The 25,703-nt window shown below is 69.8% G+C and carries 14 protein-coding genes; 6 read left to right on the top strand and 8 right to left on the bottom strand.

All coding sequences use genetic code 11. The annotated features are described in order from the left end of the window. Positions 1-32 precede the first annotated feature (32 nt). From Q0863_RS01250 to Q0863_RS01240, 3 genes are all read right to left on the bottom strand, one after another. Entirely contained in the window at positions 33-1,790 is a 1,758-nt protein-coding gene (locus Q0863_RS01250) for a phosphoenolpyruvate carboxykinase (GTP) (RefSeq protein ID WP_298573742.1), read from the bottom strand. Between the two features lie 120 nt (positions 1,791-1,910). Next, the gene (locus Q0863_RS01245; protein WP_298573741.1) at positions 1,911-2,651 is read right to left on the bottom strand and encodes a helix-turn-helix transcriptional regulator; all 741 of its coding nucleotides are present in this window, start codon (positions 2,649-2,651) and stop codon (positions 1,911-1,913) included. Positions 2,652-2,712: 61 nt separating this feature from the next. Further along, positions 2,713-3,345 (bottom strand): TetR/AcrR family transcriptional regulator, encoded by a 633-nt coding sequence (locus tag Q0863_RS01240; protein WP_298573740.1) that lies wholly within the window; start codon positions 3,343-3,345, stop codon positions 2,713-2,715. Between the two features lie 159 nt (positions 3,346-3,504). On the opposite strand from Q0863_RS01240, the gene Q0863_RS01235 reads away from it, so the two are divergent. The 3 genes from Q0863_RS01235 (at position 3,505) to Q0863_RS01225 (ending at position 7,085) form a co-directional block, all read left to right on the top strand. Beyond that, positions 3,505-5,982: an acyl-CoA dehydrogenase gene (locus Q0863_RS01235; RefSeq protein WP_298573739.1), complete on the top strand. Its 2,478-nt coding sequence runs from the start codon at positions 3,505-3,507 to the stop codon at positions 5,980-5,982. 177 nt (positions 5,983-6,159) lie between these two features. After that, entirely contained in the window at positions 6,160-6,630 is a 471-nt protein-coding gene (locus Q0863_RS01230; RefSeq protein ID WP_298573738.1) for a hotdog fold domain-containing protein, read from the top strand. Between the two features lie 74 nt (positions 6,631-6,704). Beyond that, positions 6,705-7,085: a hypothetical protein gene (locus Q0863_RS01225; RefSeq protein WP_298573737.1), complete on the top strand. Its 381-nt coding sequence runs from the start codon at positions 6,705-6,707 to the stop codon at positions 7,083-7,085. 31 nt (positions 7,086-7,116) lie between these two features. Here the strand turns inward: Q0863_RS01225 and Q0863_RS01220 are convergent, their stop codons facing one another. Then, entirely contained in the window at positions 7,117-8,502 is a 1,386-nt protein-coding gene (locus Q0863_RS01220; protein ID WP_298573736.1) for an MFS transporter, read from the bottom strand. A 98-nt stretch (positions 8,503-8,600) separates the two neighbouring features. Between Q0863_RS01220 and Q0863_RS01215 the strand changes: the two genes are divergently transcribed. Both Q0863_RS01215 and Q0863_RS01210 read left to right on the top strand, forming a co-directional pair. Further along, the gene (locus Q0863_RS01215; protein ID WP_298573735.1) at positions 8,601-10,214 is read left to right on the top strand and encodes a choline dehydrogenase; all 1,614 of its coding nucleotides are present in this window, start codon (positions 8,601-8,603) and stop codon (positions 10,212-10,214) included. Positions 10,215-10,465: 251 nt separating this feature from the next. Continuing rightward, positions 10,466-19,138 (top strand): glycoside hydrolase family 94 protein, encoded by an 8,673-nt coding sequence (locus Q0863_RS01210; RefSeq protein ID WP_298573734.1) that lies wholly within the window; start codon positions 10,466-10,468, stop codon positions 19,136-19,138. Positions 19,139-19,258: 120 nt separating this feature from the next. On the opposite strand, the gene Q0863_RS01205 is transcribed toward Q0863_RS01210, so the two are convergent. Further along, entirely contained in the window at positions 19,259-21,148 is a 1,890-nt protein-coding gene (locus tag Q0863_RS01205; RefSeq protein WP_298573733.1) for a M48 family metallopeptidase, read from the bottom strand. Between the two features lie 130 nt (positions 21,149-21,278). After that, positions 21,279-21,881, bottom strand: coding sequence for a LemA family protein (locus Q0863_RS01200; protein ID WP_298573732.1), 603 nt, complete (start codon positions 21,879-21,881; stop codon positions 21,279-21,281). 85 nt (positions 21,882-21,966) lie between these two features. On the opposite strand from Q0863_RS01200, the gene Q0863_RS01195 reads away from it, so the two are divergent. After that, the gene (locus tag Q0863_RS01195; protein ID WP_298573731.1) at positions 21,967-23,364 is read left to right on the top strand and encodes a serine hydrolase domain-containing protein; all 1,398 of its coding nucleotides are present in this window, start codon (positions 21,967-21,969) and stop codon (positions 23,362-23,364) included. Between the two features lie 586 nt (positions 23,365-23,950). Here Q0863_RS01195 and Q0863_RS01190 read toward each other — a convergent pair. Further along, positions 23,951-24,439: a hypothetical protein gene (locus Q0863_RS01190; protein ID WP_298573730.1), complete on the bottom strand. Its 489-nt coding sequence runs from the start codon at positions 24,437-24,439 to the stop codon at positions 23,951-23,953. Positions 24,440-25,289: 850 nt separating this feature from the next. Further along, on the bottom strand, positions 25,290-25,685 hold the full coding sequence (gene gcvH, locus Q0863_RS01185) for a glycine cleavage system protein GcvH (RefSeq protein WP_298573729.1): 396 nt from the start codon (positions 25,683-25,685) through the stop codon (positions 25,290-25,292). Positions 25,686-25,703: the final 18 nt, after the last annotated feature.

The raw sequence follows: 25,703 nt of genomic DNA, 5'->3' as shown, positions 1-25,703 counted from the left end.
GCCAAGGCCGCCGTCCGCCCGGCCTTCGCCGATCAGGCCAGCGAGGGCGGCAGCCGCTGCCCGAAGCCGTGCAGGTGCTGTGCGATTTCGACCTGTTCCTGCCTGAGCGCAGCGGCATCGACCTGCAGCACGCGTTCCAAGTCCTCCGTACTGCAGGCAGGCGAGGCGATCGCGCCCGCCTCCGGCAACAGTCCGATCGGGCTGTCGACGGCGGCGGCCCGGCCCTCCACGCGCTTCACCATCCACTCCAGCACGCGCATGTTCTCGCCGAAGCCCGGCCACAGGAAGCAGCCGTCGGCGTCCTTGCGGAACCAGTTGACGTGGAAGATCTTCGGCAGCCGCGCGCCGGGCCTGTCGAACGACAGCCAGTGCGCGAAGTAGTCGCCGAAGTGGTAGCCGCAGAACGGCTTCATCGCCATCGGGTCGCGGCGCATCACGCCGACCGCACCCGTCGCCGCGGCCGTGGTTTCCGAGCCCATCGAGGCCCCGGTGCGCACGCCATGGACCCAGTCACGCGCCTCGAACACCAGCGGCATCAGCGTGGCGCGGCGGCCGCCGAACACGATCGCGGAGATCGGCACGCCCTGCGCGTCTTCGGCATGGGGGGACCAGCTCGGGCACTGCCTGGCGCTGACGGTGAAGCGGGAGTTGGGATGCGCGGCCGGACCGTTGGCCGGATCAAAGGGGCGGCCCTGCCAGTCCAGCGCCGGGACGCGGTCGTCGAGGCCTTCCCACCAGGGCTGGTTGTCGGCGGTGACCGCGACGTTGGTGAAGATCGTATCGCGCTGGATCGTCGCCAGGGCGTTGGGGTTGGTGCTGGCCGAGGTGCCGGGGGCAACGCCGAAGAAGCCGGCTTCGGGGTTGATCGCCCACAGCCGGCCATCCTCGCCCGGGTGCATCCAGCAGATGTCGTCGCCCACCGTCCACACCTTCCAGCCCTGCTCGCGGTAGGCCTGGGGCGGGATCAGCATGGCCAGGTTGGTCTTGCCGCAGGCGCTGGGGAAGGCGGCGGCGATGTAGTGCGTCTGCCCCTGCGGGGTCTCCACGCCCAGGATCAGCATGTGTTCGGCCAGCCAGCCTTCCTGCCGCGCCTGCCATGAGGCGATGCGCAGCGCATGGCACTTCTTGCCCAGCAGCGCGTTGCCACCGTAGCCCGAGCCGTAGGATTTGATCGACAGCTCTTCGGGGAAATGCATGATGAAGCGGCGGTCCGGGTCGAGTTCGCCGGTCGAGTGCAGGCCGCGCACGAACGGCTGGCCCTGCGCGCCCTCGCGCTCGATGCGCTCCAGCGCGGCGGCGCCCATGCGCGTCATCAGCCGCATGTTGGCCACCACGTAGGGCGAGTCGGTGATCTCCACCCCGCAGCGCGACAGCGGCGAGTCGATCGGACCCATGCAGTACGGCACCACGTACAGCGTGCGCCCGCGCATGCAGCCGGCGAACAGCGCATCCATCTTCGCGTGCGCCTGCCCTGGCGCCATCCAGTGGTTGTTGGGACCGGCGTCGTCGCGTTCGCGGGTGCAGACGAAGGTCAGGTGCTCCACGCGCGCCACGTCGTCCGGGTCGGAGCGGTGCAGGTAGCAGCCCGGGTGCGTGGCCTGGTCGAGCTCGACCAGGGTGCCGTCGGCCAGCATGCCGGTGACCAGCGCCCGGTATTCGGCGTCGCTGCCGTCGCACCAGTGCACGTGGTCGGGGCGGGTCAGGGCCGCGATCCCGGCCACCCAGTCGTTGAGCGCGGCCAGACGACTGCCCGACGCAGGCGCTGCCTGCGGGCGCGGAAGTGCATTCATCGATGTCCTCTCCAAAAGTCCGGCGAATCGCCGGCAAAGTGCAACTCAATTGAAACAGTCTATGCGTGGGGAGGACGGGCGCGCTCGCTGCAACGCCGCACAAACCGGATGACAGCGTTATCAGTCGCGCGCGCGGCGGTAGGGTGCGAATAGCCTGAGCAGCCACGGCTTCTGCGCCAGCACCAGGCTCACGCCCACGCGCCGTTCGGCGGGCAGCGCGGCATCGCGCGCCAGCAGCCCGTCGAATTCGCGGGCCACCTCTTCCAGCCGCTGTTTCATCTGCTTGACGCCTTCGGGGCTGAGCGCGCCCGAGAGCAGCAGCAGCCGGTCCTGTTCGCCGTCGAAAGGATCGGCGAAGTAGTCGCCGAGCAGGGTGCCGCGGAAATGGCGCTCCATCGGCCCGTCGGTCAGCCAGCGGAAATTGCGCGCGGTCAGCGGCCGCGCGCGGTTGCCGGGCTGCAGTTCGATGATGCCCAGCCGGTCGAGACGCACCAGCAGGCCCGTCCACTGCGGCAGGGTGAAGGCGAAATGCGCCATCACGTCGTCCTGCCGCCAGCGGTTGATGCTCAGGAACATCGCCAGCATCAGGGCCGGATCGTCGACCAGGGCCCGTTCCTGCGCCTCGCTGAGGCGCGCCATGGGTTCGGCGCCGCGGCCGGCATCGGCGCCGAGTTCGGCCAGCCCGATGCCGAGCACCTCGCAGATCTGCTCCAGGCGCAGCAGGCTCATCGCCCGGCGCGAGAACATGCGCTTGACCGCCGCCTCGCTCAGCCCGATCCGCTGCGCGAGTTCGCGGTAGGTCAGGCCCTGCGCGCGCAGCCCGCGCTTGAGCGCGCTGACGAGATCGATCGAAACGCTCATCGCGCCGCGGCCCGCGCGGCACGCCCGGAAGGCACCATGGCGGCGCGCCCCATGCCTGCCGTCAGGCCGGGACGAGCGTGGCCGTGAGGTGTTCGACGTAGGCCTCGAACTCCTCCTGCGGCATGCGCGCCTGGTGCAGCTGCAGGTTGAGCTGGAGGAAGCCGACGTAGGCGGCATAGGTCAGCCGCGCACGATGCAGCGCGTCCTCGCGGCCCAGTCCGGTCTGCCGGAACGAGGCGGTCAGGTAGTCGAGCCGCCGCTTCGACACGCGGTCGATCACCGGCTGTACGGCCGGATGGTCCAGCGCCTTGAGCAGGGCGCTGTAGATCACGTGCGACTGGTACTCGTGCGCGACCATCTGGAACAGCGAACGCAAGCGCTCGCGCGGATCGGGCACCCGCTCCAGGGTGCCGAACACGGCCTGCTGCTCGACCGTCTCCCAGCGCTCCAGCGCCGCCTGCAGCAGGGCCTCGCGCGACGGGAAATGCCAGTAGAAGCTGCCCTTGGTCACGCCCAGCCGGCGTGCCAGCGGCTCGACCGCCACGGCTGCCACGCCCTGCTCGGCAATCAACTCCAGCGCGGCCTGGGCCCAGTCCTCGGCGCTCAGTCGACCGGTGCGCTCGGGCTTGGAAGCGGCGGCTGCAGCGGACTCGGCGGGCGCGCTGGCAGCGGCCTTGGGTGCGGATCTGGCCATGTCGATCGTTGTCCATACGCTGCCGTCGGGAAGCGTATCGTGGCCCATCATGCGGTGCGTTGACAAGTCCAGTCCGCCTGACCATACTCGACCGTACGGTCAGCCCGTCACGGCGGTTTGCTGGTGCGCGGGCCAATATTTCCTTTCTGGAGGCATCGGATGAGCGTCGTCGTTCCCTTCATCGCACTGCTGCTTGTCGGCGCATTCGCGGCCTACCATCGCGTGCGCCTCACGACCTGGGTCGCAATCAGCGCCGCCGCGCTGGTCGCATGCTGGTTTCTCGGCGCCGACCGCACCGCCACCGTGGTCGCCGGCGCACTGCTCGCGCTGGTCGCCGTGCCGCTGCTGCTGCCGTTCGTGCGCAAGCCGCTGCTCACCGCGCCGGCCCTGGGCTTCCTGCGCAAGGCGCTGCCGCCGCTGTCGCAGACCGAACGCATCGCGCTGGAAACCGGTTCGGTGGGTTTCGAGGGCGAGCTGTTCTCCGGCGACCCGGACTGGAACACGCTGCTGGCCTACCCCAGGCCCGAACTCACTTCCGAAGAGCAGGCCTTCCTCGACGGCCCGGTCGAAGAGCTGTGCCGGATGACCAACGAGTGGGAGATCAACCACGTCCACGCCGACCTGCCGCCGGAGCTGTGGGATTTCATCAAGCGCAACAAGTTCTTCGGGATGATCATCCCGAAGGAATACGGCGGCCTGGGCTTTTCGGCGCTCGCCCATCACAAGGTGATCCAGAAGCTGGCCTCGGCCTCGAGCGTGGTCAGCTCGACCGTCGGCGTGCCCAACTCGCTGGGTCCCGGCGAGCTGCTGATGCACTACGGCACCCAGGAGCAGAAGGACTACTACCTGCCGCGCCTCGCGGTCGGCCAGGAAGTGCCCTGCTTCGGCCTGACCGGACCCTTCGCCGGATCCGACGCGACCTCGATCCCGGACTTCGGCATCGTCTGCAAGGGCGAGTGGAACGGCACGCAGGTGCTGGGCGTCAAGCTCACCTTCGACAAGCGCTACATCACCCTGGCGCCGGTGGCCACGATCATCGGCCTGGCCTTCCGCATGTACGACCCGGACGGCCTGATCGGCGACACCCGCGACATCGGCATCACCCTGGCCCTGCTGCCGCGCGACACCGAAGGCGTCGACGTCGGCCGCCGCCACTTCCCGCTCAATTCGCCGTTCCAGAACGGACCCGTCCGCGGCCAGGAAGTGTTCCTGCCGCTGGACCAGCTGATCGGCGGCGTGGAAAAGGCCGGCCTGGGCTGGAACATGCTCAACGAGTGCCTGGCCGTGGGCCGCTCGATCACCCTGCCCTCCACCGCCAGCGGCGGCGCGAAGTTCGCGGCCGTGGTGGGTGGCGCCTATGCGCGCATCCGCAAGCAGTTCGGCCTGTCGGTCGGCCGCTTCGAGGGCGTGGAAGAGGCGCTGGCACGCATCGGCGGCAAGGCCTATGCGATCAGCGCGCTGTCGCAGGCCACGGCCGCGGCGGTCGATCGCGGCGACGTGCCGTCGGTGCCATCGGCGATCGCCAAGTACCACTGCACCTCGATGGGCCGTGAGGTCGCCAGCGACTTCATGGACATCATCGGCGGCAAGGGCATCATCCTGGGGCCGCGCAACCTCGGCGGCCGCGCCTGGCAAGCCTCGCCGATCGCGATCACGGTCGAAGGCGCCAACATCATGACCCGCAGCCTGCTGATCTTCGGGCAGGGTTCGATCCTGTGCCACCCGTACATCATGAAGGAGATGAAGGCGGCGCAGCATCCCGACCGCAAGGCCGGCCTGGAGGCGCTGGACGACGCGCTCTATAGCCACGTCGGCGCCGCCATCTCCAACGCGGTGCGCTCGTTCTGGTTCGGCCTGACCGGCTCGAAGATCGGTGCGGCGCCGGGCGATGCCAACACCCGCCGCTACTTCCGCCGGCTGGACCGCTATGCGGCGAACCTCGCGCTGCTCACCGACGTGTCGCTCGGCGCGCTCGGCGGCAAGCTGAAGTTCAAGGAATCGCTGTCGGGACGCCTGGGCGACGTGCTCAGCCACCTGTACATGATGAGCGCGGTGCTCAAGCGCCACCACGACGCCGGCGCGCCGGAATCGGACAACCAGCTGCTGGCCTGGGCCTTCCACAACAGCGCGCACCAGATCGAACTGGCGCTGTCGCAGGCGCTGCGCAACTTCCCGATCAAGCCGCTGGGCTGGCTGCTGTGGCCGGTGGTGTTCCCGCTGGGCCGCCGCGCCGTGCCGCCGGGCGACCGCCTGAGCCATCGCGTCGCCGCCTCGCTGATGGCGCCGAACGAAGCGCGCGACCGCCTGGCGCAGGGCGTGTTCCTGACCCCGTGCGCGAACAACATGGGCGGCCGCATCGACAGCTATCTGGCCAAGGCGATCGCCGCCGAGCCGGTGGAGCGCAAGTTCCTGAAGGCGCTCAAGGCCAGCGACATCGAAGCGCTGGACTTCAAGTCGCAGCTGGACGAGGGCGTGCGCGAGGGCTGGATCACCGCCGAGGAACGCAGGCAGCTGGAAGAGCTGCGCGAGCTGACCCTCGACACCATCACCGTGGACGATTTCGATACGCACGAATTGCGCGCGGCCAGCTACTACGACCTGCCGCAGCACAAGCGCCAGCCGCGCGAAGCGGCCTAGCGGCAAACGGTCCGCGTGCCGGGACGAGGAGACCCGCGTGGCGCCGCCGCGCCGGTCTCCACTGATGGCGACGCACTCCGTCGCGCATGCCGGACTGGTGAGCGTCGCGCCCCCACGGCGGTATTTCTTCCTTCCAGCCCTGCCCCGCCCGGGCAGGGCGCATCGCAGCGGGATCCCATGACCTCCCGAATCCTGTCGCTGTACCGCACATTCGAAGCCAGGCCGCTGGGCCGGTGGTTGTTCTCGCGCCTGGTCTGCTGGAAGGCACCCTACTTTTCAAGCATCGCGCCACGGATCGTGTCGCTTGCGCCAGGGCGTGGCGAGGCCACCCTGCGCCACCGCCGGCGCGTGAGCAACCACCTGGGCTCGGTGCATGCCATCGCCCTGTGCAACCTGGCGGAGTTCATCGGCGGGCTGACCACCGAGGTCAGCATCCCGCCATCGATGCGCTGGATCCCGCGCGGCATGAGCGTGGAATACCTGAAGAAGGCGCGCGGCACCATGCGCGCGGTGGCGACGCCGACCGAAGCGGCCGGCGAGATCGGCGAAGGCCACGAGTGTCCGGTGCGCGTGGAGGTGTTCGATGCCGCTGGCGAGATGGTATTCCGGGCGACCATCCGCATGTGGCTGTCGCCGCGCCGGACCTGAGGTCCACCGCAGAACGTGCCGCAGCTGCGCGACAGGGACGACGACACTTTCATTCCCGCCGCTGAGGACGTTCCATGGACGTGAATCCCCTCCTGCTGCTCTGCGCAGCGCACAGCTTCGGTTTCGCCCTGTTCCACCTCGGCTTCTGGCGGCAGTTCGATTGGCCGCGCACGCTGCAGGACACCACCGGGCCCAATCGCGCGATCATCCAGATCGCGAACCTGCAGCTGGTCTGGGTATTCACCGGCGTCGGCCTGCTGTGCCTGCTGTATCCGGCCGAGCTGGTTGCCACGCCGCTGGGACGGGCCGTCATGGCCGGCATGGCGGTGTTCTGGATCATCCGCGTCGCGGCGCAGTTGATCTGGCTGCGGATCGATCATCCGCTGGTCCACGCACTCACCGCCCTGTTCGCCGCCGGCGCGCTGCTGTTCGCCTGGCCCCTGCTGCACGGCTGAGTCGCGTGCGGTTGCCGGCGGCGGCATCCGCTCAGCCGGCGTCGGCTGTCCCGGCGCGCTGCCCGGCGGCGCGTGGCGCGCGTTCCGGTGGCAACTTCGCTTCCTCGCGCAGGAGCCGCCAGGCGCTGAAGGTCATGCCGGAGGCAATCACCAGTCCCGCGCCGAACACGACGTTCGAGCCGAACGCGGCCAGCAGCTTGTGCAGCCAGACGAAGGCGAGGTCGCCGCCGCGGTAGATCACCGTGTCGATCGCCGCGCCGGCCTTGTAGCGCCACTCGCGGCCGACCCGCGTGTAGATCGTCTCGCGCGCGGGCTTGGCCAGCGAGAACTCGCTGGCGCGCGTGACCACCTGCACGATCGCCACCATCAGCGGCAGCGGCGAAGCCGAGAGGACGGAGAAGCCCAGGATGATCGCCGCGCCCGGGATCAGCAGCGCCGGGGCGATGCCGAAGCGCGACATCAGCGCGCGGGTCACGAGCAGCTGCACCAGCAGGGTCAGCGAATTCACCGCCAGGTCGAGGGTCGAGAAGAACGCGGCGCGTTCCTCCGCGGTCGCGAAGGCGGTGCGTGCGATCCGGTTCTGCTCGTTGTACAGCAGGGTGCCGATGCCCACGCCCAGCACCACCATCAGCGCCAGCCAGCGCAGCAGCGGCTCGCGCGCGACCAGCTTCAGGCCGGCCAGCACTTCGCCGCCCATCGGCTTCTCGCCGCTGGCCTGCCCACGCTCGAGTTCGCGCGCCACCGCATACCGGCGCAGGCGCAGGATGCACACCACGCACAGGCTCAGCAGCACGGCCGAGACCAGCATCATGTTCGCGATCCCCACCTGCTGGACCAGGGTCCGCGTCAGGATCGGGCCCACGAACGCGCCGACCGTGCCCGCCGCGCCGATGTAGCCGTAGTACTTCCGCGCCTCGACGTTGCTGTAGACGTCGGCCATGAAGCTCCAGAACACCGCCACCGCGAACAGGTTGAACACCGTGATCCAGAGGATGAAGGCCAGCCCCCGACCGGCCATGCCGCTGTCGAACATCGCGTAGAAACCCAGGAGCGTGGCGATGAAGAAGCCATAGATCACCGGCAGGAACACGCGCCGCGCGAAGCGGCTGACCAGCCAGCCGTAGACCGGCTGCAGCAGCAGCATGATCACGAACACCGCGGTGAAGATGAACTGCAGCGTGAACTCGCCCAGCGCCACGCCCCGGTCGGCGAAGAAGGCGATCAGCGACGGCGGGAACACCGCCTCGACGTCGCTGGAGGCGGCCATCGCCTCGCGTACCGGCCGCAGCACGTAGTAGCCGCTGAGCAGGCAGAAGAAGTACAGGAACGACCACAGCAGCGGCGGCGATTCGGCGAACGCAGCGCGAAACCGCGCCGCCCGGCCCGCGGGAACGTCGTGTTCGGGTGCGCTGCTCATCTGGGTTCCACGCGTGGGGCGCGCAAACGGTAGCCGAATGCGGCGGCGCATTCCAGCCGCCGAGCATATGCTCTAGGACCCGGACCTACCGTGCGCCGATGCGCATCAGCTCCTCCGCGACCACCCCCGTCTTCGACTACATCGTGATCGGGGCGGGCTCCGCCGGTTGCGTGCTCGCCAACCGCCTGTCCGAGGATCCCGGCACGCGCGTGCTGCTGCTCGAAGCCGGCCCGCGCGACTGGCATCCCTTCATCCACATGCCCGCGGGCCTCGCCCGCCTGGTCCACCGCACCGACATCAACTGGAACTACGACACCGCCCCCGAGCCGGAGCTGGGCGGCCGGCGCCTGTGGTGGCCGCGCGGCAAGGTGCTGGGGGGATCGAGTTCGATCAACGCCATGTGCTACACCCGTGGCGTACCTGGCGACTACGACGACTGGGCCGCGCTGGGCGCCACGGGCTGGCACTGGGACAACGTGCTGCCCTACTTCCGCCGCAGCGAGGCCAACGCGCGCGGCAGCGACGCGCTGCACGGCGACGGCGGCCCGCTGTCGGTGTGCGACCTGCGCCACGTCAATCCGCTGTCGCGCGCCTTCATCGAAGCCGCCGTGCAGGCCGGCTACCCGCACAACGACGATTTCAACGGGCCGGTGCAGGACGGCGTGGGCCTGTACCAAGTGACCCAGCGCGACGGTGCGCGCTGCTCGGCGGCGGTGGCGTACCTGCGGCCTGCCCGGCAGAGGCCGAACCTCCACGTCGTCACCGGCGCGCAGGCACAGCGCATCACGTTCGAACGCGGGCGCGCGACGGGCGTGGTGTACAGCGTGCGCGGCCGGGCATTCCACCAGCCGGCGGCGCGCGAAGTGATCGCCAGCGGCGGCGCGATCAACTCGCCGCAGCTGCTGATGCTGTCGGGCATCGGGCCGGCGGCGGAACTACGACGGCACGGCATCCGCGTGCTGCACGACGCACCCGGCGTGGGCGCCAACCTGCAGGACCACCTGGACATCTGCACGCTGCGGCATGCCACCCGGCGCGTGTCGTACGACCGCGCCAGCGAACTGCGCCTGGCCTTCGACTACTACCTGCGCGGCCGGCGCGGCCCAGGCAGCAGCAACATCGCCGAGGCCGGCGGCTTCGTGCGCTCGTCGCTGGCCACGGACATGCGCCCCGACATCCAGTTCCACTTCGTGCCGGCCATGCTCGACGACCACGGCCGGCGCCGCCTGGCGGGCGATGGCTACACCCTGCACGCCTGCTTCCTGCGGCCGCGCAGCCGCGGCCGGATCCGGCTGGCCAGCGACAGCGGCGGAGACGCGCCCCGGATCGAGGCGAACTACCTCTCCGATGCGGAGGGATTCGACCTGAGGATGATGGTCGAATGCGCCCGCCTCTCGCGCGACATCCTGGCGCAGGCTGCGTTCGACCCCTACCGCGGCGCACCGATCCAGCCGCAGCGCGACGACCTGGACGACGCCGCACTGGCCGCCTTCATCCGCGCCCGCGCCGAGAGCGTCTACCACCCGGTCGGCACCTGCCGGATGGGCAGGGACGACGCCGCCGTGGTCGACCCCGAACTGCGCGTTCACGGCGTAGAAGGCTTGCGCGTGGTCGATGCCTCGGTGATGCCGACCCTGCCCGGCGGCAACACCAACGCGCCAACGATCATGATCGCGGAGCGCGCTGCGGCGTTGATCCGCACCCACGCCTGACCTCGCTTCCCTCGCGGGCGCGGCGGCAGCGGGCGCGACGCGCGCGGTCGCTCCATCTGCCTCCCCGTTCCAGTGGCCTGGGCACAGCGTGTCGCCCGCTGCCGCACCGGAAATGCAGTGCTTGCGCCCTTTCACGGGCGCGGCGTGCCGGTGCACTACGATGACGAATGCGCAATGCCCCTCCGATGGACCGACTGGCGCTTTGGCTTCGCTGGAGCCTGCGGTGGTGGCGGAGGCTCCGGCTGCGCGGCATGGCGCGGGCCGAGGTCGCCACGCGCGAACCGCCATTGCGCGCGCAGTTGTTCAGTGCGGAGCAGATGGAGGTCCACGGCCGCATCCTGGCCAGATCCCACCGTGTCAGGCGCAGGTCCGGACCGGACCTGTTGCTGGCCCGGCTGGGCGAGAACCAGAAACTGCTCGACCGTGCCTGCTCCCTGCTCACCGAAGCGGTGCGGGCCGGCCGGACGGCAACCCCCGCCGGCGAATGGCTGCTCGACAACATCTACCTGGTCGAAGAGCAGATCGCGATCGCCCGGCGCCACCTGCCCAAGGGCTACAGCCGCGAGTTGCCGCAGCTCCACCACGGCCCGTCCGCGGGCCTGCCGCGCGTGTACGACCTCGCGCTCAACGCCATCTCCCATGGCGACGGCCGCTTCGATGCCGAGGGCCTGATCCGGTTCATCGGCGCCTACCAGGCGACGACGCCGCTCAAGCTCGGCGAGCTCTGGGCGATCCCGATCATGCTGCGTCTTGCGCTGATCGAGAACCTGCGCCGGATCGGCACGCGGGTGATCGAAGACCGCATCGATCGCAGCCACGCCGAGGTCTGGGCGGACCGGCTGTGCGACATCGCCGAATCCGATCCAAGGCATCTGGTCCTGGTGATCGCGGACATGGTGCGGTCGCAGCCACCGGCGAGCAGTTCCTTCGTCGCCGAGTTCGCGCGTCGCCTGCAGGGCAGGAGTTCCGAACTGGCGCTGCCGCTGACCTGGGTCGAGCAGTGGCTGGCCGACGCCGGCCAGAGCATCGAGCAGATGGTGCAGGCGGAGACCCAGCAACAGGCCGCGGCCCAGGTCTCGATCAGCAACAGCATCTCCAGCCTGCGGCTGCTGGCGATGATGGACTGGCGCGATTTCGTCGAGGCCCTGAGCGTGGTCGACGCCACCTTGCGGCGGGACCCCTCGGGCACCTATGGCGCGATGGACTTCGCCACCCGCGACAACTACCGGCAGAACATCGAACTGATCGCGCGCCGCGGCGGAATGGCCGAGAGCGCGGTGGCCACCCAGGTGCTGGAGCTGGCACAGGCGCATGCCACGCGCGACGGCAACCACGTGCTGGCCGCGCACGTCGGCTACTACCTGGTCGACGAGGGCCGCGGCGAGCTGGAGGACGCGCTGGCGCTGCGCGGCGTCACCCGCAGCGTGCGCCGGACCGCCCGGCGCCTGCCGCTGCTGGCATATACCGTGCCCGGCGCGCTGGTGGTGGCGGTGTTCACCTGGGCGACCCTGCGCGGCGCCTTTCCGGCGGACGGGCGCGGCTGGCTCTGGCTGGCGCTGGGGCTGTGCGTGATCGCGTACAGCGAACTGGCCGTGGCGCTGGTCAACCGGGTCGCCACCTGGCTGGTCCGACCCGATGCCTTGCCACGACTCGACTATTCCAGCGGCGTTCCGGCGGAGATGCGGACCCTGGTCGTGGTGCCGACGATGTTCGGAAGTACCGGCAGCATCGCCTCGCAGGTCGAGGACCTGGAGGTGCGCTTCCTCGCCAACCGCGACGACCATGTGCACTTTGCACTGCTGACCGACTTCTTCGATGCCGCGGAGCAGCAGCTCCCCGGCGACGAGGCGCTGATGGACGCGGCGCAGCGCGGGATCGACGTGCTCAACGCGCGCTACGCGCCGGAGCACCACGACCGGTTCTTCCTGTTCCATCGCCCGCGCACCTGGAACCCGCGCGAACGGATCTGGATGGGCTTCGAGCGCAAGCGCGGCAAGCTCGCCGCGCTCAATGCGCTGCTCCGCGGCGGCGGGCCACACGCCTTCGTGCGCGTGGCCGGCAACATTGCATCGCTCGGCGACGTCCGCTATGTGATCACCCTCGACACCGACACCCAGCTGCCGCGCGATGCCGCGCGCGAGCTGGTCGGCACCCTGGCCCATCCGATCAACCGTGCGCGTTTCGATCCGCACCGACGGGTGGTCACCCGCGGGTACGGAATCCTGCAGCCGCGCGTGGGGATCAGCATGAGCGGGCAGCGTCATTCCCGGTACGCCAGCCTGTATGGCAGCGAGCCGGGCATCGATCCCTACACGCGGGCCGTGTCGGACGTGTACCAGGACCTGTTCGGCGAAGGATCGTTCGTCGGCAAGGGCATCTACGACGTCGACGCATTCGAGCATGCGCTGGCCGGGCGCATGCCGGACAATCGCATCCTCAGCCACGACCTGCTCGAGGGTTGCTACGCACGCGCCGGGCTGGTGAGCGACGTCCAGCTGTACGAGGACTACCCTGCGCGCTACGCCGTCGATGTCAAGCGCAGGCACCGCTGGATCCGCGGCGACTGGCAACTGCTGCCCTGGCTGCTGCCGCTGGTGCCGTTGCAGCCCGCGGCGGCGGCGCCCACGAAGGCGCGCGAGCGCAATCCGCTGTCGATGCTTTCTCGGGGAAAGCTGCTCGACAACCTGCGTCGCAGCCTGTTTCCCGGCGCCCTGACCGCCCTGCTGGTCCTGGGTTGGGCACTGGCCGCCGATCCGGTGGCCTGGACGCTGTGGCTGCTGTCGATCCTGCTGCTGCCAGCGTTGCTGGCCTCCCTGGTCGACCTGTGCAAGCGTCCGGCCGACATGCCCCTGATGGCGCACCTGCGCCACACCTGGGCGGCGACGGGGCGGAATTTCGCGCACGCGCCGGTGAGCCTTGCGTGCCTGCCCTATGAGGCGTTCTTCAGCCTCGATGCGATCGTGCGGACGCTGTGGCGGATGTGCATCGCGCGGCGGCGGTTGCTGCAGTGGCGCCCCTCGAGCGAGGTGGAGCGAACGCTGGGCGATACCCTTGCCGATTCCCTGCGCGCGATGTGGGTCGCACCCGCGATGGCCGCAGCCACGCTCGCGCTGCTGCTTCGCGTGCAGCCGGCGGCGCTGTGGGTGGCGGCGCCGGTGCTCGCGCTCTGGACCGCGTCGCCGCTGCTGATGTGGTGGCTGGGGCGTCCGCGGGCCCATCCGGGCTCGCACCTGGGCGCTTCGCAGCTGCAGTTCCTCGGGCGCCTGGCACGACGCACCTGGGCATTCTTCGAGACCCACGTCACCGCGCAGGACCATTGGCTGCCCCCGGACAACGTCCAGGAGCATCCGAGCCGGGTCGTCGCGCGCCGCACCTCGCCGACCAACATCGGCCTGTCGCTGCTGGCCGACCTGGCTGCGTACGACTTCGGCTACCTGCCGGTGGCCGGGGTGCTCGAGCGCACCGGCAATGCCCTGCGCACGCTCGAATCGCTGCCGCGCTACCGCGGCCATTTCTACAACTGGTACGACACCGCCACGCTGGAGCCGCTCGCGCCGAGGTACATCTCCGCCGTCGACAGCGGCAACCTGGCCGGCCACCTGCTGACGCTCCGCCAGGGGCTGCTGGCGTTGCGTGAGGCGCCGGTGCTCTCGCCATGCGTGTTCGGGGGCCTGCGCGACACGTTCGGGCTGGTCGTGGAAACGGCGGCGGACGCACCGGCGGTCGGGACGATGGAGACCATTGCCGACCGCCTCGAGGCCGCCTGCAGCGTACCGGCGCGCACGGTGGCCGCGGCGCACCGCGAGCTGGCCGAACTCGAGGCGCTGTCCGCCACGCTGGCCGCAGAGCAGGCGACCGGGCCGGACGAAGCCGGGTACTGGTCGCGGGCGCTCGCCGCACAGTGCGCGGCCGCGCGCGAGGATCTGCAGCGTTTCGCACCAGCCGCACAGGCTGCCGCGACGCATTCGCCCATGACCGAATTGGCCGACCACATCCCGACGCTGCGCGAGGTGGCCACGGGCGACACACCCGCCGACCCGCTCCGCGGCGGTGCCCGCGCTGCGGCACGGGCACGCATCACCGAGCTGGAGCGTCTGGCCCACATCGCCGGCCAGTGCGCGCTGATGGACCATCGCTTCCTCTACGATCGCAGCCGCCACCTGCTGTCGATCGGCTACAGCGTCGACGACCATCGCCTCGATGCCGGCTACTACGACCTGCTGGCATCGGAGGCGCGGCTCGCCAACTTCGTCGGCATCGCCCAGGGCCAGCTGCCGAAGGAGAGCTGGTTCGCGCTCGGTCGGCTGCTGACCGAGGTCGACGGCGCCTCCACGCTGCTGTCGTGGAGCGGATCGATGTTCGAGTACCTGATGCCACAGCTGGTGATGCCCAGCTACGCGGGGACGCTGCTGGACCAGACCGCGAAGCATTCGGTGCAACGCCAGATCGAGTACGGACGCCAGCGCAACGTGCCGTGGGGCATCTCCGAGTCCGGCTACAACCTCGTCGACGCGCGCATGAACTACCAGTACCGCGCGTTCGGCGTCCCCGGCCTCGGCCTCAAGCGCGGCCTGTCGCAGGACCTGGTGATCGCGCCCTACGCCAGCATGATGGCGCTGATGGTCTCTCCCGAAGCCGCGTGCGGGAACCTGCAGCGGCTGGCCGCGGCCGGCTTTGGCGGGATGTTCGGGCTGTACGAGGCCATCGACTACACGCCTGCGCGCCTGCCGCGCGGGCAGGGCCATGCCGTGGTCCGTTCGTTCATGGCCCACCACCAGGGCATGGGCCTGCTGGCGCTCGACTACCTGCTGCGCGACCAGCCGATGCAGAAGCGCTTCGTCGAGGATCCCGAGTTCCAGGCGACCCTGCTGCTGCTGCAGGAGCGCATCCCGCGCACCGGCGCGTTCCATCCGCATTCGGCCGAGGTCGCTTCGGCGGCGCCGGTTGGCGAGGTGGATGTCGGCCAGCTCCGCGTGTTCCGTACGCCAGACACCCGTCGCCCCTCGATCCAGATGCTGTCCAACGGCCGCTACCACGTGATGCTGACCGGTGCCGGCGGCGGCTACAGCCGCGTCGGCGACCTCGCGGTCACGCGCTGGCGCGAGGACGGCACCCGCGACCACTGGGGCAGCTTCTGCTACCTGCGCGACGTGGAGAGCGGGGAATTCTGGTCCACCGCCTACCAGCCCACGGCCGTGCCGGTCGACGGCTACGAGGCGATCTTCTCCGATGCCAAGGCCGAGTTCCGCGGCCGCAAACGTGGCTTCGAGTCGCACACCGAGATCGCGATATCGCCCGAGGACGACATCGAGCTGCGCCGCCTGCGCATCACCAATCACGCGCGCACCGCCCGCACCATCGAAGTCACCACCTATGCCGAGGTGGTGCTCGCCCCGGCCATCTCGGACGAACTGCACCCCGCCTTCAGCAACCTGTTCGTGCAGACCGAGCTGGTCGAGGCCAAGCAGGCGATCGTCTGTACCCGGCGGCCGCGCGCGCATGGCGAAACGCCGCCCTGGATGTTCCACCTGCTCGCGGTGCACGACGCGGACATCGTCGCGATCTCCTACGAGACCGACCGCTCGCGCTTCCTCGGGCGTGGCCGCACGCTGCTTGCGCCGCAGGCGCTGACGCACGCCGAGTCGCTGTCGAACGCATCCGGTTCGGTGCTCGATCCCGTGGTCGCGATCCGCTGCCGGATCACCCTGCAGCCGGGGCGTGCGGCGACCATCGACATGGTCACCGGGGTGGCCAGAGCCAGGGACGGCTGCGATGCTCTGGTGGACAAGTATCGCGACCGCCGGCTCGCCGACCGGGTGTTCGACCTGGCCTGGACCCACTGCCAGGTGGTACGCCGCCAGATCAACGCCAGCGAGGCCGACGCGCAGCTCTACGAGCAGCTCGCCGGGCACATGGTCTTCGCCAACGCCGCACTGCGCGCGGAAGACGCAGTGCTGCTGCAGAACCGGCGCGGCCAGTCCGGGCTGTGGGGGCAGGCGATCTCGGGCGACCACCCCATCGCGCTGGTCCGCATCGCCGACGGGGCCAACATCGAACTGGTCCGGCAGATGGTCCAGGCGCACGCCTACTGGCGGCTCAAGGGCCTGGCCGTGGACCTGGTGATCTGGAACGAGGACCATGCCGGCTACCGGCAGCAGCTGCAGGACCAGATCATGGGCCTGGTCGCGGCCGGCGTGGAAGCCAACGTGATCGATCGCCCCGGCGGCATCTTCGTGCGTCCCGCCCAGCAGCTGTCGCAGGAGGATCGCATCCTGCTGCAGTCTGTCGCACGGGTGATCGTCAGCGATGCCGACGGATCGCTCGGCGAGCAGGCCGCGCGCAGGCCGCCCGCGCCCACGCCGGGGCCGCTGCTGGTGGCCCATCCGGTGCAGTACGACCTGATCGGCGACGGCGACGGCGATCTGCAGGCGGACGCCATCGACCGGTGGCCGTTCGATGCCGCCACGGAGGAGCGGATCCTCGACAACGGCACCGGCGCGTTCTCCGCCGACGGCCGCGAGTACATCATCGAGCCCGGACCGGGCGGGGTCACGCCCGCGCCGTGGTCGAACGTGCTGGCCAACGCCGGTTTCGGCTGCGTGGTCAGCGACAGCACGCCCGGCTACACCTGGGCCGAGAACGCGCACGAGTTCCGGCTCACCCCCTGGCACAACGACCCGGTCGGCGATACCAGCGGCGAGGCGTTCTACCTGCGCGACGAGGATACCGGCAAGGTGTGGTCGCCGATGCCCTGGCCGGTCCGCGGCGAAGGCAGCTACCGCACGCGCCACGGCTTCGGCTACAGCGTCTTCGAGCACGTCGAGGACGGCATCGCCAGCGAACTGTGGATCTATGTCGACCTGGAGCAGGCGGTGAAGTACAGCGTCCTGCGCCTGCGCAACCGGTCCGGACGGCCCAGGCGCCTGTCGGCCACCGGCTACGTGGAATGGGTCCTCGGCGACCTGGGCGCGCGGACGCGGATGCACGTGATCAGCGAAATCGACGGCGCGAGCGGTGTGCTCACCGCCCGCAACACCTACAACACCGAGTTCGCCGACCGGGTCGCGTTCTTCGATGCCGACACCCATGGCGTCGGCCATGAGGGCCGCAGCATCACCGCCGACCGCGTCGAATTCCTCGGTCGCAACGGCAGCATGCAGGCGCCCGCGGCCCTGCAGCGGCAGCGCCTGTCGGGCCGGCTCGGCGCGGGACTGGATCCCTGCGCCGCCATCCAGGTTCCGGTCCTGATCGCCATCGGCGGCGAGACCGAGACGGTGTTCCGCCTGGGAGCCGGGCGCAGCTGGGGGGACGCGGTCGCCCTGGCGCGCCGCACGCGCGGTTCCGGCGCGGCGCACGACGCGCTCGATGCGCTGCGCATGCACTGGCTGCGCACGCTCGGCACGGTGCGCGTGGAGACGCCCGACCCCGCCGTCGACGTACTCGCCAACGGCTGGCTGCTGTACCAGACCATCGGCTGCCGCTACCTGGCGCGCAGCGGCTACTACCAGTCCGGCGGTGCGTTCGGCTTCCGCGACCAGCTGCAGGACACCATGGCGATGCTGCACGCCCAGCCAGAGCTCGCGCGCGAGCACCTGCTGCGCAGCGCGGCGCACCAGTTCCCGGAAGGCGATGTGCTGCACTGGTGGCATCCGCCGCTCGACCGGGGCGTCCGCACGCGCTGTTCGGATGACTACCTGTGGCTGCCGGTGGCCGCGGCGCGCTACGTGGAGCTGACCGGCGATGCCGGCGTGCTCGACGAGCGGGTGCACTACATCGAGGGGCGCCCGGTCAATCCCGACGAGGAGTCGTACTACGACCTGCCGCTGCGCTCTGGCCTGAGCGAAGACCTGTACCAGCACTGCGTGCGTTCCCTGCGGCGGGGCATGCGGCTGCTGGGCGAGCGCGGCCTGCCGCTGATGGCCACGGGCGACTGGAACGACGGCATGAACCGGGTCGGCGAGCGCGGGCGCGGCGAAAGCGTCTGGCTGGGCTTCTTCCTGTACGACGCGCTCGGGCGCTTCGATCCCCTGGCGCGGATGCGCGGCGACCACGGCTTCGCCGATGAATGCCGGACCGCGGCCGAGCGGCTGCGCGAGGCGCTGGAGACGCACGGCTGGGATGGCGCCTGGTACCGGCGTGCCTGGTTCGACAACGGCGCCCCGCTCGGCTCGACCGAAAGCGACGAATGCAGGATCGACTCGATCGCCCAGAGCTGGTCGGTGCTGTCGGGCGCCGGTGCGCCCGAACGCGCGCGACAGGCCCTCGCGTCGCTGGATGCGCACCTGGTGCGACGAGACGCCGGCCTGATCCAACTGCTCGACCCGCCCTTCGACACGACCGCGCAGGACCCGGGCTACATCCGCGGCTACGTGCCTGGCGTGCGCGAGAACGGGGGCCAGTACACGCATGCCGCGATCTGGGCGACGATGGCCTTCGCCCGCGTGGGCGACAGCGCCAGGGCATGGGAACTGCTTGGCATGATCAACCCGATCAACCACGCCCGCGACGCCGCCGGGATCGCGACGTACAAGGTCGAACCTTACGTGGTCGCGGCCGACGTCTACGCGGTCGCGCCGCACGTGGGCCGCGGCGGATGGAGCTGGTACACCGGTTCGTCCGGCTGGATGTACCGGCTGGTCGTCGAATCGCTGCTGGGCCTGCAGCGCCGCGGCGACACGCTGCAGATTGCGCCGTGCATCCCGGCCGGCTGGCCGGGCTATTCCCTGCGCTATCGCTACGGCGACAGTGTCTACAGGATCCATGTGCGCCAGCAGCCAGCCGGCGCGACGCCGGTCGGCCTGCGGGTCGATGGCGTCGAACAGCAGGGCTTCGTCATCGCGCTGGAGGACGACCGCGCCGAGCACCTCGTCGAAATCGTGCATACGCCGGAGGCCACCCCGCTCTCCTTCGCCGAACCGGAATGAAGGGGCAGGCGTTGCCGGTGGCCGTTCTCGCGGGCGAGGCCGCGTGCCTGTGGCCGTGGCCTCGGATCCGCGCAGCCAGTTGTCTTGCGCGCACGCGCCGCACGCGCGCCCGGGCCCGCCTCAGTGACGTTCGAGCATCGGCGGCAGCGGGCAATGCAGCACGCCGCAGATCGTGCGCAGCAGCTCGGATTCGGCCACCGACACGCGGCCGTCGTGGGACACCGCAGCGGTGATCGCCTCGACCGTGACCTGCTTGGCCAGCGGATCGAGCGCGTCCAGCGGCTCCCAGACCGCGTCCAGTGCCAGCACGCCTTCGGCAGGCGGCGCGTACGGCAGGTGGTCGCGCGGCAGCACGCGCTGCATGCCGGCCAGATAGGCGCGACGCGCGGCCTCGGGATCCTGCGGATTGCCGGCATGGGCGACGACTGCAAGCAGGGTGGCGAATTCCCGGCGCACGTTGCCGGGCTTGCGCCGGCCGAAGCGCGCGTAACGCCCCGGGTCGAGCGCCTCGCGCAGCTGGACTTCCAGCAGGCGGCCGAGGCAGTACTCGAACAGGCTCACGCGGCCGTCGGCATGCACGACCGCGTGCACGGTGTCCAGGAAGGTGGCGAGTTCAGGACGCGGGCGCAGGCGCATGGCCGGGAAGGCCAGCGCTGCCAGCGGCATGCGCAGCAACGGATGCAGCGCCTCCAGGAACTCCTCGCGCAGCCGCCGCGCTTCCGCGGCGACCTGCACGCCCAGCCTGGCGACGATCTCGCTGCGCTGCCGGTCGGCCACGTCGGCGTCGCCATCCAGCAGCAGTCCCAGCAGCAGCATCCCGGCGCCGTCGCGGCGCCCGGCCATCGCGCGCAGCTCGTCCGGCATCGTCGCCACGATCGTGTCGGCGCGACGATAGTCGTCGTCGCGCGGATCGGCGACCTGGGAGGACACCATCGGCGGCGTGAGGTCGATTCGCGCAGACAGCTGCGGCAGCGAACCGTGCCCCGGCCCCGCCAGGCCCATCTGCACGTCCTCTTCCAGACCGCTCGGTGGCACGGTGAGCCACTGCGCCTTCAGCCGCTCCAGGCTCTCGGCCCGGAACGAAGGCTCCAGCGCCTGGATCCGCTGCAGCACCGGCGGGTGGGTGGCGAACAGGCCGCGCAGGCCGGTGCCGTCGCCGAACAGCATGTGGCTGACCTCCTCGGCGTCGGCCCGTTCGGCCAGGCGCGACCCGTCGTGCAGCCCGGCGATCTTCTTCAATGCGCCGGCCAGGCCGCTGGTCTGGCGAGTGAACTGCACCGCCGAGGCATCAGCCAGCACTTCGCGGCTGCGGCTGACCGCGGCCTTGATCATGCGTCCGAAGAACAGGCCGACGTAGCCGACCAGCAGCGCGATCAGCGCACCGACCAGGACCGGCATCGCACCGCGCCCGCGCACGGTGCCGCCGTGCTGCAGGATCTTGCGGCCGATCAGGCCCAGCATCAGGATCCCGAACAGCACGCCGATCAGGCGGATGTTCAGGCGCATGTCGCCGTTGAGGATGTGGCTGTATTCATGGGCGATCACGCCCTGCAGCTCGTCGCGGTTGAGCCGGTCCAGCGCGCCGCGGGTGACCGCGATCACCGCGTCGGAGGTCGAATAGCCCGCCGCGAAGGCGTTGATCCCCGGTTCGTGCTCCATCACGTAGACCTTGGGCACCGGCACGCCCGAGGCGATCGACATCTCCTCGACCACGTTGCGCAGGCGACGGAGGTGCAGGTCGGTGGTGTCCTCGGCCACCGGCACCCCGCCCATCTGCTGCGCCACCGCCTCGCCGCCGCCGCGCAGCGAGGCCACGCGGTACAGCGAACCGATCCCGACCACGCCCAGTGCCAGCAGCGTCGACAGGGTCAGCAGCGCGGGGTCGCCGCCGAACACCAGCAGCACGCCCAGGTCGACGGCCACCACGATCCCCACCACCGCCAACGCGAACAGCAGCACCAGCCGCGACGTGTTGCGGCGCGCCTGCGCCTGGCGTTCGAAGAAGTTCATCGGGCGTGGGGATTCGGAATTGGGGATTGGGGATTCGGAAGGTCAGGAGCGGCACGCACCGGAGCGCGGACGGCGGGTGCAACCTCCCGCCTTTTCCAATCCCGAATCCCCAATCCCCAATCCCGGCTCTTCAGAACTGCACCTTCGGCGCCTCGCGCACCTCGGCGCGATCGGCCGGGATGTCGAGCAGTGCGGCAGGCGCGAAGTTGAACATGCCCGCGACGATGCTCGAGGGAAACACCTCGCGCCGGTTGTTGTAGGCCATGACCGAGTCGTTGTAGGCCTGGCGGGCGAAGGCGACCTTGTTCTCGGTGCTGGTCAGCTCTTCTGTGAGCTGCATCATGTTCTGGTTGGCCTTGAGGTCCGGGTAGGCCTCGGCCACCGCGAGCAGCCGGCCGAGCGCGCTGTTGAGCATGCCCTGCGACTGGCCGAGTTCGGCCATCGCCGCAGGATCGCCCGGATTGGCCTTGGCCGCGGACAGGCCCGAGACCGCGGCGCCGCGCGCGGCGATCACCGCCTCGAGCGTCTGCCGCTCGTGGGTCAGGTAGCCCTTCACCGTCTCGACGAGGTTGGGGATCAGGTCGAAGCGCCGCTGCAGCTGCACGTCGATCTGGGCGAATGCATTCCTGAACGCGTTGCGCGCGGTCACAAGGCCGTTGTAGATGCCGATGGCCCAACCGCCCAGCAGCACCGCGAATCCCACCAGGATCGCCAGCAGAATCAATCCACTCACGAAGATTCCTCCCCTTGTTCATGCAAGTGCGGTAACAGGCGCATATGATCGCCTGCAGCGAGAGCATACGCAGGGGGCAGTCCCGATGAAAGCGAACCTTCCCCGGCCGCGCAGCACACGCCTGCATCGCGCATTGCTGCTCGGCCTGTTGCCGGCGATCGCACTGACCGTCGCCGCACAGACACCGTTGCCGTGGACCAGTGACGCACCCGCCGCGGCGGATGTGACGACGCCCGCGCCGATCGTCCCGGTGGTGCCGTCCGACCGCCCCGTCCCGCTTCCGGCCGAGGTCAAGCGCCTGCCCCTGGCCGAAGGCTTCGACGTACGGCTGTTCGAGGCGATGGCGCAGGACCTGGTCGCCAACCAGCGCGTGCCCGGCCTGGCGATGGCGATCGTCCACGACGGCCGCATCCTCAGCGCGCGCGGCTACGGCATCACCGATGTGTCCGATGCCGAGCCGGTGGACGCCCACACCGTGTTCCGGCTCGCATCGCTGTCCAAGTCGTTCGCCGGCACCGTGACCGGCATGCTGGTGGCCGAAGGCGCGCTGCGCTGGGACAGCCGCGTGGCCGACTTCATGCCCAGCCTGCAGTTCGCCGATCCGGGCGCCGCGCAGCGGCTCACCGTCGCCGACGTGCTCAGCCACCGGGTGGGCCTGCGCCACCACACCTACGACCGCGACATCGAGAGCAATGCCGAGTACCACAGCCTGGTGCAGCGGTTCGCGGCGGCGCCGATGGCCTGCGACCCCGGCGAATGCTACGGCTACCAGAACGTCGCCTTCAGCCTGGTGGGCGACGTGGTCTTCGCCGCCAGCGGACAGTTCTACAGCGAGTCGGTGACGCGCCGCATCTTCAAGCCGCTGGGCATGAACGATGCCAGCCTCGGCCTGGACGGCATCACCGCCAGCCCGCGCTGGGCCAGGCCGCACGTGCGCGCCGGCGGCGGCTGGAAGTCGCTCATGCCCAAGCCGACCTACTACCGCCTGGCCCCGGCCGCGGGCGTCAATGCCAGCGCCAGCGACATGGCGCAGTGGCTGCTCGCACAGGGCGGCCACCGTCCCGACGTGCTGCCCGCGCCGTTGCTGGCGACGCTGCAGGCGCCGATCGTGGGCACACCCGGAGAAATCCGCGGCAGCTCCTGGCGGCGCGAGCGCCTGAACTCCGCAGGCTACGGGCTGGGCTGGCGCGTGTACGACTATGCCGGCCACCGCCTCGTCTTCCATGGCGGCGCGGTACAGGGCTATCGGGGCCTGATGGCGATGCTGCCCGAGCGCGACCTGGGCGTGGTGGTGCTGTGGAACAGCAACAGCTCGCTGCCCTCGGGGCTGCTGCCCACGATCCTGGATCGCGCCATCGGCCTGCCCGCGCAGCAGTGGCTGGACGTGGATATCGACATGGAAACGCTCTACGCCTCCGACCGCGCGGAGACGCCGGCCAGCGGCGGCCCACAGTCGGACAAGGCCGAAGCCGGCCCGCGCTGAGGCAGCGCTGGCCTCGAGCCCAGGCACATCGCGAAAGCAACCTTGCATGACGACGCGTGAGATCGCCGCCCCCGGAGCGTGCAGGCGACGCTGACCTCGTCCGACGAGCCGGACACGCCTGGCAGCGATGCAGTCCGGCCAGGCAGCAGACACCTCTTCCTGCGCGGGCGTGTGGCTGGTCCGCGCGGTCGGCGCGTGTTTCGTTTCCCGGCGCAGTTGCCGGGCGCGACGCAGCGGTCGGCCCAGCCCACCAGGCGCCGCGTCGCGCACATCGCAACCCGGCCGGCGAGCACAAGCCTCGGCACAGCGCGCCGGATACCCTTGCATGTCGAACTTGAAGGCCGCCACGGCTGCGGCTGATCCCGGGGAGGCGCGGCTGCATGGCGCTGCGGACCTCCGCCGCGGACGAAGCGCCCTGGCAGCGACGCGACCAGCCGGTCGCGGCGGGTCCCACTGCGGGCCTTCGATGGCCAGGCCCCATCCGGGCTTTGCCCGACGGGGCCAACCCGAACGCAAGACACCAAAAAAAACTCCCTCTCCGCCTGGGCACGCGGAGAAGGAGCTTCGGTTACGGCTGATCGGGGTATCAGATCAGGGGCGTCGGCATCGGCGGCATGGTCACGGCCGCGCTCTTCTTGGCGGTCCGCTTCTTGGCTGCCTTGCGCGGGCTCTTCTTGGCCGCTGCCTTCTTGGTGGTCTTCTTCGCTGCCGCCTTCTTGGCGGTCTTCTTGGCCGGCGACTTCTTGGCGGCCTTCTTGGCTACCTTCCTGGTCGCCTTCTTCGCGGCCTTCTTGGCAGGACGCTTGGTCGCCTTCTTGGCGGCCTTGCGGGTCGACTTCTTCGCCGCCTTCTTGGCTACCTTCTTCTTGGCGGCCTTCTTGGTGGTCTTCTTGGCCGCCTTCTTGGCGGTCTTCTTGGTGGCCTTCTTGGCTACCTTCTTGGTGGCGGCCTTGCGGACCGTCTTCTTGGCGGCCTTCTTGGCTACCTTCTTCTTCGCGACCTTGGCGGTCTTCTTGGCAGGTGCCTTCGTCGCCTTCTTGGCGACTTTCTTCTTTGCAGCTTTCTTCGCGGCCATGGGATGGCTCTCCTCGTCAGTTGACTTGCAGTACTACTGCCCAGTGGTCAAGCAGCGCGCGGGTATCGGACCCGTGCACAACCGCCGGCGCGCCGTGCGCGCCGGAACGGATACGGCAGGGACAACGCGTTCGGGGGGACGCGGTCCCGGTAACACGAAAACACCTGCGGCCCGATGCGGCGCAGGTGTCTGGAAAGAGGTGGTCTTGTTTTCGCAGCGGAGACGGTGCCTTCATCCACCTTGTAGAAGTTCGGGGCGGAGGTGTTTTTTTTGCTGCGCGTTTTCGCTGTGTGCTGACTCACTCGCTTCTGCGGCAACGTCTGTTGGGCGAAACCTAATCACGGTTTTTTCAACTGTCAACACCCCGCGCCACGAATTCTTCGCAACGCATCCGGCGGCGTCGTCCACGCACGCACCGCCGGGGATGCATCGCGGTCGCGCGAAAGCCTGGCGCATGTTCGCGCCGGTTGCGCTGCATCGAAACGAAAGCGCGTAAAACAAGCGTGTTTTGAAAAACAGGTGCGCGCGCTCGCACGCAACGTCGATCGTCGCGCAAGGTCTTCGAGGCGCAGCCGAAGGCCTTCGACCGGTGCGGTACGGCGGTTGAACAAAAGGTTTCGAAAGGGCGCGTTGCGCGGCGCACAAAGACCGTTTGCGCGAAAAGTGCGCAAACTTTTTCGGTGCGGACGATGCCGTCGAAGGGAGGTCGCGAGGTCGTTTCGCCGGTTCGGCTCGAACCAAAGTCGCAGCGCGGATGGCGGGTGCGTGTTCCTGCGGTGGCAGGAAACGGACGCCGCGGCAGTGGCGGCGTCCGCATGCGCGACGGGTCGAACGCCCGTCGCGTGATGGATCAGTGATCGTCTTCCTCGAGCAGCTCGGCGTAGTCGTCCGGACCGAGCAGGTCGTTGAGCTGATCGGGTTCGCTGACCTCGACCACGTACAGCCAACCCTCGCCGTAGGCGTCCTCGTTGATCGTCTCGGGCTTGTCGGCGAGCGCGTTGTTGACCGCGGTGACCGTTCCCGAGACAGGCGCGTACACGTCCGACGCCGCCTTCACCGACTCCACCACCGCGCAGGCGGTACCGGCCTCGACGCTGTCGCCGACCGCGGGCAGCTCCACGTACACCAGGTCGCCGAGCAGGCCCTGCGCGTGGTCGGAAATGCCGACGGTGACCTTGCCGTCGCCCTCGACACGCGCCCACTCGTGGGACTTCATGAACTTCAGGTCGCCAGGGATCTCGCTCATCAGGGACTCCGCTCTCGT

Origin of the sequence: uncultured Luteimonas sp., assembly GCF_947492465.1 — a bacterium.
Classification (GTDB): domain Bacteria; phylum Pseudomonadota; class Gammaproteobacteria; order Xanthomonadales; family Xanthomonadaceae; genus Luteimonas.
This window is presented reverse-complemented; position numbering and strand designations above follow the sequence as displayed.

Excerpts from the sequence above, each read along its gene's own strand:
- Q0863_RS01225 (WP_298573737.1), top strand. The coding sequence starts at position 6,705 with ATGGACGTGAATCCCCTCCTGCTGCTCTGCGCAGCGCACAGCTTCGGT.
- Q0863_RS01195 (WP_298573731.1), top strand. The coding sequence starts at position 21,967 with ATGAAAGCGAACCTTCCCCGGCCGCGCAGCACACGCCTGCATCGCGCA.
- Q0863_RS01210 (WP_298573734.1), top strand. The coding sequence starts at position 10,466 with ATGGCGCGGGCCGAGGTCGCCACGCGCGAACCGCCATTGCGCGCGCAG.
- Q0863_RS01215 (WP_298573735.1), top strand. The coding sequence starts at position 8,601 with ATGCGCATCAGCTCCTCCGCGACCACCCCCGTCTTCGACTACATCGTG.
- Q0863_RS01205 (WP_298573733.1), bottom strand. The coding sequence starts at position 21,148 with ATGAACTTCTTCGAACGCCAGGCGCAGGCGCGCCGCAACACGTCGCGG.
- Q0863_RS01230 (WP_298573738.1), top strand. The coding sequence starts at position 6,160 with ATGACCTCCCGAATCCTGTCGCTGTACCGCACATTCGAAGCCAGGCCG.
- Q0863_RS01250 (WP_298573742.1), bottom strand. The coding sequence starts at position 1,790 with ATGAATGCACTTCCGCGCCCGCAGGCAGCGCCTGCGTCGGGCAGTCGT.
- Q0863_RS01235 (WP_298573739.1), top strand. The coding sequence starts at position 3,505 with ATGAGCGTCGTCGTTCCCTTCATCGCACTGCTGCTTGTCGGCGCATTC.
- Q0863_RS01240 (WP_298573740.1), bottom strand. The coding sequence starts at position 3,345 with ATGGCCAGATCCGCACCCAAGGCCGCTGCCAGCGCGCCCGCCGAGTCC.
- Q0863_RS01220 (WP_298573736.1), bottom strand. The coding sequence starts at position 8,502 with ATGAGCAGCGCACCCGAACACGACGTTCCCGCGGGCCGGGCGGCGCGG.
- gcvH (WP_298573729.1), bottom strand. The coding sequence starts at position 25,685 with ATGAGCGAGATCCCTGGCGACCTGAAGTTCATGAAGTCCCACGAGTGG.
- Q0863_RS01190 (WP_298573730.1), bottom strand. The coding sequence starts at position 24,439 with ATGGCCGCGAAGAAAGCTGCAAAGAAGAAAGTCGCCAAGAAGGCGACG.
- Q0863_RS01245 (WP_298573741.1), bottom strand. The coding sequence starts at position 2,651 with ATGAGCGTTTCGATCGATCTCGTCAGCGCGCTCAAGCGCGGGCTGCGC.